This is a genomic window from Nostoc flagelliforme FACHB-838, from assembly GCF_014698065.1.
Lineage (GTDB): Bacteria > Cyanobacteriota > Cyanobacteriia > Cyanobacteriales > Nostocaceae > Nostoc > Nostoc flagelliforme_B.
In genome coordinates this window covers 1-7144 of sequence record NZ_JACJSI010000303.1, presented here as the reverse complement: position 1 = coordinate 7144, position 7144 = coordinate 1, and the positions used below count along the sequence as shown (strand labels likewise).

Genomic DNA, 7144 nt, shown 5'->3' with positions numbered 1-7144 from the left:
AAAGCTTCGGGAAAGCTGATGAACGCCATCAAGTTTTTTTCAAATGGAATCGGTAATCTTTCATGAAATTCCGAGAATATTTCTGGCTGAATTTTTTCCTTAAACGCTAAATATCCTTTTAATTTTGGATGTTGGGCTGAACAACTACTATACAAGAAACATATACAAACCGCAAAAAACATTTTTCTCATTTTTACCCTTTAAATTCAATAGTCTTTTATCGGTAATAGAATTCCAGCCATGAACTCCCGTAATTCAACAGTCGAATTGGTTTTGCCCCTATGTGAATAGGTAATAATTAGGATTTCAGTTAATCGAGTACAGCATTCAGATGCTATCATCCCGTTCTCTCCATGAGGCCTATCTTCAGCAGGCCTGTTTGTTTTTCTGAAAGCTAAATGCGGAAAAACAAAGCAAAATTCTTGAAAGTGTTTTTCCATGAAAATGGTCGTTTAAACTCTTTACAATCTACTGCTAAATCAATTAAATATGTTGAGTCATTCCTAACTGAAACAACCATTTCTTCCCCTCTCATTTTAAAAATTGAATCTCCCTCCTCAATTTGATCATACAATTGCCCATATTTCCATCGCAATTGAACTAGCTTAGATTCAAGTCTAACAGTAGGCTTCAAATGATTTTTTTCATCCAAATATTTAGCAGTCACAATTCCATGTAGCTCCAGTTGTCTAAAGTCTTCTTTCAGCGCAAAGCATTCATGATCAAATCTGGATGCATTATACTCCATCAGAACTGCAAAGGAATAAACTATCAAAGAGATGGTTGCAATGGAAGATATTAGCTTCTTGGGCATCATTGCTTTCCATTTAAAATTGTTGGAGTCTTGCTCCCTTCTATCTCATGATTGAAACCGCATTGAGGTACGTTCATTAGAAAACCACCTCCGTAAAATCCTGAATAAAAAATACGCTGTCGAATTAGTTCTTGATTATCGCACTTGCTCAAAAAGAAATCTACTTGGTCCATTTCAATGAATTTAGATCCATATTCAAGGAAATTCAACCAAATCAGCTCGCAAGAAATGGGGTATGCGACGAATGCTGTCAAGCTGCTTTGCGCTGAGCTTTTGTAATACAACAATATACTTCGAATTAAAATCCTCTGGCACATTAGACGCAAGTACTGTTGAATAAACAAACAAGGAATCATGTGATAACTTCAAAAAAACCTTAGGGTCATATTGCGTAAAGAGAAAGTCTTTTTTCTCATTGTATTTTTTCCATCTAGATTCAGATATAGAAACATAATATTCACGGCCCAAACTAACATTGATTTTTTTTACATATATTCTCCCAACAACATCCTTACTTGCGATGACGAAGTAATCAGAAAAATCAACATAAACCAGTCCCAATAAGACAGTCAAAAAAGATGTTGCAATTAAAATTAGAAATTTTGTTCTCATAGTTACTGCCGTCTACCAAATTGAAAACCTTCAGAAATTCTTCGACCCGCATAGGGAATTTCACCAAAGTAAGGAGGACCACTAGTATTACCAAGACTATGTAGCTGTCCTGATATTCGCATCATAGTGGTTTCTGAAATCGCCCCACTAAATCTTCTAGTCGAAGTTGAGGCATTGTAGCCCGCCAAAAAATTACCTGCAGACCTAGCAGTGGCATACTTACCGTTAAGCATTTTTCCTGTTGCTGGTCCATAAGGTGCATAGTTCTTATTCTGCTTAATATCAAACAAACATCCGGGAAGTGAATTCATCCCGACATCCCCTAAAAGCATATTTTCAGTTAATTCATTCATTTTTTCAATCATCGGCATCCAAGATTCACCCACCATTATTTGTGCACCATCTTGAATTTCATTAATTACAGCACCTGTTTTATTATCATGTTTTAAAAACTCGTCAATGTATTCCGTTTCACCTATTTTCTCTGCGCCTACTTTACTTAAAATTCGACCAAATTTTTCACTCGTCTTTTCAAATTCCGAAGGGAGTGATTTATGCTTATAAACCCCTTTGTCTCCATCATTATAAACCGCTACTACTTTTCCATTTTCATCAACATGGGTGCTCTCCAAAAGTCCATCAGGATCAATAAATTTCACCGGATTATTAAACCCATACCTATAAGGCGTCCAACTGGGAAACTCATCACTTAGCGGATCCACACCCAACCACACACTCAACTCCGGCGAATAATACCGTGCGCCAAAGTAGCTATAACCTGTCTCGGGGTCTTTCTCTTTGGCCGAAAACTTAAAGGGCGAATAATAGCTGGTGCCGTTTTGTTGTTCGGCCAGGGTTTCGCCGTAAGGCATGTACGCGAGGAACTGCGTGGCATAGCCGTTCTCAGTTGTAATATACGCGCTTGATCCCAAATGATCGCTGTGGTAGAAGTAGCGCTCACCGTCGGCTGTTTCGGTATTCTTTAAAAAACTGCCAAAATCGAGCCAATAAGCATACTCCAAGCTCACCCCCATGCACTCACCCGCATGCGCCCACAGGTTGCGCAGGTTTTCGGCTTTGTGTTCATAAGAAGTGGTTTGCAACAGATCTACCCTGTCTGGCTCGGCAACCGGACTGTAATCATTCAAATCTTTGTGTGGCACAAAACCACCCCCTATCCTGCTGGCTATCCGCGAGCTACCGGCGTAGTAGTGTTTGGTGTACATGCCCGAACTTACGGTGATGAGCTCAGAGGGGTATGGGTTTAATGCGCGCACAGCTTCGCCGGGTAAGTCACAGCCAAGATAACAAAAGAATGGATTTCACGGTAGCAGCTTTTCGACTCTCTTAGGTTCCAGGATGAAAATTGAGGTGGAGAAGCAAGGGGCACGGCGGTCTGCGGTCGGCATTCAGCTTTTCGCTGTCGGTAGTCGTCTGGCGTCTTTTGTCCGTCGTCTGATGCCCGCTCTGCGCTAATCTGCGAAGTCTGCGGGAAACACTAAGCCCGTAGGGGGCATGGTTGTCTGTGGTCCGCATTCCGCCATCGGCAATCGGCTTTCCGCTGTAGCCTGTCGACGGTCCTCCGTCGACTGTTTGCTGTCGGCTGAACGCCAAACGCTGAATGCTGAACGCTGCCCGTTGACCGTACGCCGTATTCCGTCGTCTGTTCGCCGCTCTGTGCTAATCTGCGAAGTCTGCGGTAAACCCCAAGCCCGGAGGGCTGTTGGCTTTCGGCCGTCCGCATTCGGCTGTCGGCTATCGGCTGAACGCAGAGCGCTGAATGCTGAGTGCTGCCTGCAGAAACCTCACCGGTTTTTTATACATCCGCTTTTTTGTACTTTTGGCATGATGCAAAATCATCTGAAGCATGAATGACGAAATGTCATTTCAGGAAAGAGCCAAGTTAGCTATGGAACTGCTATCCAAGCAATCACCCGTTACCTTGACCATGGCACGCAATCAAGCGAAGAGGTTGAAAACGCAAAGCAAATCCGAGAACAAGAGACAAAGAAGTTAACGGATTACATCACCAAACACAATCTTTGGATTCATGGCATAGACTTCACGCAGTACGTAAGTGAAGGCGCAGAACAAAGCGTATATCTGAAAGACGCTGACCATGTTCTGAAATTAAACGGTTTACCGTCTACTTACAACTTGTACTAGTTTTGGGGGAGCTTACAACATTGCCAGATTGGCAAATACTACTTACGTTTTATGGATTTAGCAAAATAAACGTTGTCTTCCATCGAGTACATCAATCTAACTTCCCCATCAACGAGTTTGACCTTTGAATACCAATTGCCCCCCTTGGACTCTGAAAAAGTACGCTTATCCGTTGAAAATATAAAATCTTCAAAAAGAATTTCGCAAGTCAGGTCGTTAAAACTCCATTTTCCTACCCTCGTAAAGGTACTTTTATCAGAATAAACTCTTAGATATTTATAATCACCATTTGTATAGATAATAATGGCATCATTCGAAGAAAGCATTCCATTAACACTATACTGATAAGTACCATCCAAGTCTTCATAATCTACACATGTTGTGCAACCCGCTAATGCAAAACACAAACACAATAATGTGAAAAACAAACTATTTCTTAACCTTTTCATTGTTGAATCCACATAAATCTTTGATACGTTGTTCCGAATGGAATCTTCTTTCCGGGAATACGGTATACATCCTTTCCAGTATGGTATGATAATGAATACCATCCCGTTGAATTATTTACAATAAACGCCAACCCAGCCGAAGTTGGAATAATAGAAACCCTTGCTCCGCCAATGAATTGCTCTGTCATTGATTGTGATGCGAGGGGTATACTTAATAACCCGAATGGAACATCGTAATTAATTAATGGTTTCTGACCACCAACCACGAATTTGATCATAGCCATTGTAACAACCAATGAATTTTTGAGGTCTTGTGTCATTGGATGATCAGGACCAAATCCGCTGTACTCTGGCCCAGTACCATTTCTAAATTCATTGAATAAAGTTTCAAAATTTACGCTATTGCTTCTCATTGTGAACGCTGAATTTGGAGCTGCCTCACCACTAGGATTCCGATTCGCTGACTGAGTATTAGGAGTAGCTATTTGCGCACTTCCATTTGAATTACTCTGTTTGGCTTGATCAACACCAGAAGGCGCACCTGCCTGATTCTTCGGTGCACTACTTTTCGCCGGCGGATCCCCATTTCCATCGCTTTCGCCTCCACCACTAAAATCCTCGATCATGATATCAATCATGCCAGTGGGGTCAACGCGCATCACCGGATTCAGTTGGCAATAGTTGTAAGCCGATAGCCACGGCCTTTTGTCGGCCATTGGGTCAACACTCAACCACACACTCAACTCCGGCGAATAATACCGCGCCCCAAAGTAGCTGTAGCCGGTCTCGGGGTCTTTCTCTTTGGCCGAAAACTTAAAGGGCGAATAGTAGCTGGTGCCGTTTTGTTGTTCGGCCAGGGTTTCGCCGAAGGGCATATAGGCTAGGAATTGTGTTGCGTAGCCATTTTGCTCAGTAGTGTTTGATTTTTGAAGGTCTTCGCGAATGCTTCGCATTTCAGTTGTAATGTAAGCGCTTGATCCTAAATGGTCGCTGTGGTAGAAGTAGCGCTCACCGTCGGCTGTTTCGGTATTCTTTAAAAAACTGCCAAAATCGAGCCAATAAGCATACTCCAAGCTCATTCCCATACACTCACCGGCACGCGCCCACAGATTGCGTAAGTTTTCGGCTTTGTGTTCATAAGAAGTGGTTTGCAACAGATCTACCCTGTCTGGCACGGCAACCGGACTGTAATCATTCAAATCTTTGTGTGGCACAAAACCACCCCCTATCCTACTGGCTATCCGCGAGCTACCGGCGTAGTAGTGTTTGGTGTACATGCCGGTACTTACGGTGATCAACTCTGAAGGGTACAGAGTCATTTCTCCAACTGTTCCAAACGATGCCGGAGAGCCATTCACTGTACTACCAATGGTAGTACCAGCTGCCTTGTGCGTCCGCATACCTCCAGCATCATACAAATAAGCCCCCATCTGCTCCTCATCGGCAGCAAGCAAAAGACGATTTTCTTCGTCCCAGCAGAGGCGGCGTTGCTTGGTGAAGTCTGGAGTCATTTCGGAGTGGTGGGTCATATTGCTAGATTTATATGTTGCTAAGCACGGAATGCCGTTAGATGAATTGTCGGAACTACATGTTTCATCGATTTTAAGGTAATGTACTTACGCCAACTCCTTGATGCTTTTATGAAGCAAACTAAGTTTCAAAGTATTATGTAAAAATAAGAATTAAAATTTGCAAAATAACAAGCAATATTGGTGTTATAAACCTTGTCATTTTCTTAGTTTTGATAAATAACATTATCGCAAATATTGATATTATTATTTGTAATGAGTTAATTAGCAAAAGGGTAAATTTGCTTTTATAATATTGCCCTCCATTACTCACCATGGCTTCAGAGCCTAACATATAGCTTTCAGGATTTCTAAAATACGAGAGTATTTCTGTCATTGCAATTACAGAAATACCCGCTGAAATCAGGATTATTAACCATTTTAAAAACTTCATATTAATATTTTACATTTAAAATTAATGGCTTGTTATGAGATCTCAACCAGCCATGGAAACTATTGTTTCTACTTGTCAAGTCGATACAGCCTGCGGAACCTGGCACTGCACCACCGTGTATAGTAAAACCACTTCTTCCAAATGTATTAGTTGTTGTAGAATGTGTAAGCCAAGTTCTATGTCCTCCCCAAGATTTTTCTAACCCTGGCCAAGTTCCACCTCCAAAATTACCCTTAAATCTATCCCAAGAACTAATGTCCGAAATTGATTGTGTTCGGGCAGGATCAACCAAATATTGCTCTTCAGGTATTGGGCCTTTGTTTTCTAAATTTTGAGATGCAGGATTTTGATAACCATCTCGTCCGCTTGTTCCTTTCCATTCTAGTCCTGGCATGTCGACATTGTAATTGACATCTGAAACTTTCAAAGAGTTTAAGTCAAAATTCAATTCGACATCTGCTCTTGGTAATTTAATAAATTCTCCTGCCTTTATTTTGTTGACATCTTTAATATTGTTTGCTTTGGCTATTTGTTCGACTGTTAGATTAGTTTTAAACTTTTCATTAAGTTGTTTTGCAATTGTTCTCAGATTGTCTCCTTTCTCAATTTTACCTGTTTCAATTTCAAATAAGCCATCTGGGTCAACAAAACTGATGGGATTGTTAAACCCATATCTATAAGGCGTCCAACCTGGAGCTTTATCGGCTAAGGGGTCAATACTCAACCACACGCTCAACTCCGGCGAGTAGTAGCGCGCCCCAAAGTAGCTGTAGCCCGTCTCGGGGTCTTTCTCTTTGGCCGAAAACTTAAAGGGCGAATAGTAGCTGGTGCCGTTTTGTTGTTCGGCCAGGGTTTCGCCGAAGGGCATATATGCTAGGAATTGTGTTGCGTAGCCATTTTGCTCAGTAGCGTTTGATTTTTGAAGGTCTTCGCGAATGCTTCGCATTTCAGTTGTAATGTAAGCGCTTGATCCCAAATGATCGCTGTGGTAGAAGTAGCGCTCGCCATCGGCTGTTTCGGTAATCTTAAAAAAACTGCCAAAATCGAGCCAATAAGCATACTCCAAGCTCACCCCCATGCACTCACCCGCATGCGCCCACAGGTTGCGCAGGTTTTCGGCTTTGTGTTCATAAGAAGTGGT

8 protein-coding genes are annotated in these 7144 nt (G+C 41.9%); 1 reads left to right on the top strand and 7 read right to left on the bottom strand.

The genetic code is table 11. From position 1 onward, the window contains the following. From H6G97_RS51980 to H6G97_RS41660, 4 genes are all read right to left on the bottom strand, one after another. On the bottom strand, positions 1–191 hold a 191-nt coding region (locus H6G97_RS51980; RefSeq protein ID WP_206759158.1), incomplete at its 3' end, for a hypothetical protein. A gap of 203 nt (positions 192–394) precedes the next feature. Beyond that, positions 395–817: a hypothetical protein gene (locus H6G97_RS41670; protein ID WP_190946438.1), complete on the bottom strand. Its 423-nt coding sequence runs from the start codon at positions 815–817 to the stop codon at positions 395–397. A 192-nt stretch (positions 818–1009) separates the two neighbouring features. After that, a complete protein-coding gene (locus H6G97_RS41665) occupies positions 1010–1426 on the bottom strand; it encodes a hypothetical protein (RefSeq protein ID WP_190946437.1) in 417 nt (138 codons plus the stop codon). A 2-nt stretch (positions 1427–1428) separates the two neighbouring features. Then, entirely contained in the window at positions 1429–2589 is a 1161-nt protein-coding gene (locus H6G97_RS41660) for an RHS repeat-associated core domain-containing protein (protein ID WP_190946436.1), read from the bottom strand. 721 nt (positions 2590–3310) lie between these two features. Between H6G97_RS41660 and H6G97_RS56290 the strand changes: the two genes are divergently transcribed. Continuing rightward, positions 3311–3592 (top strand): putative polyvalent protein kinase domain-containing protein, encoded by a 282-nt coding sequence (locus H6G97_RS56290; RefSeq protein WP_190946439.1) that lies wholly within the window; start codon positions 3311–3313, stop codon positions 3590–3592. Between the two features lie 38 nt (positions 3593–3630). Here H6G97_RS56290 and H6G97_RS41650 read toward each other — a convergent pair whose 3' ends face one another. The 3 genes from H6G97_RS41650 to H6G97_RS41640 all read right to left on the bottom strand — a co-directional run. Next, positions 3631–4041: a hypothetical protein gene (locus tag H6G97_RS41650; RefSeq protein WP_190946435.1), complete on the bottom strand. Its 411-nt coding sequence runs from the start codon at positions 4039–4041 to the stop codon at positions 3631–3633. Further along, positions 4038–5570: an RHS repeat-associated core domain-containing protein gene (locus H6G97_RS41645; protein ID WP_190946434.1), complete on the bottom strand. Its 1533-nt coding sequence runs from the start codon at positions 5568–5570 to the stop codon at positions 4038–4040. Before H6G97_RS41645 ends, H6G97_RS41650 begins: the two co-directional genes overlap by 4 nt. 434 nt (positions 5571–6004) lie before the next feature. Then, positions 6005–7144: RHS repeat-associated core domain-containing protein (locus H6G97_RS41640; protein ID WP_190946433.1), on the bottom strand; the 1140-nt coding region annotated here is incomplete at its 5' end.

What these genes read in the sequence shown, in the direction of transcription:
- H6G97_RS41650 (WP_190946435.1), bottom strand. Translation starts at nt 4,041, where the DNA reads ATGAAAAGGTTAAGAAATAGTTTGTTTTTCACATTATTGTGTTTGTGT.
- H6G97_RS41670 (WP_190946438.1), bottom strand. Translation starts at nt 817, where the DNA reads ATGATGCCCAAGAAGCTAATATCTTCCATTGCAACCATCTCTTTGATA.
- H6G97_RS41665 (WP_190946437.1), bottom strand. Translation starts at nt 1,426, where the DNA reads ATGAGAACAAAATTTCTAATTTTAATTGCAACATCTTTTTTGACTGTC.
- H6G97_RS41645 (WP_190946434.1), bottom strand. Translation starts at nt 5,570, where the DNA reads ATGACCCACCACTCCGAAATGACTCCAGACTTCACCAAGCAACGCCGC.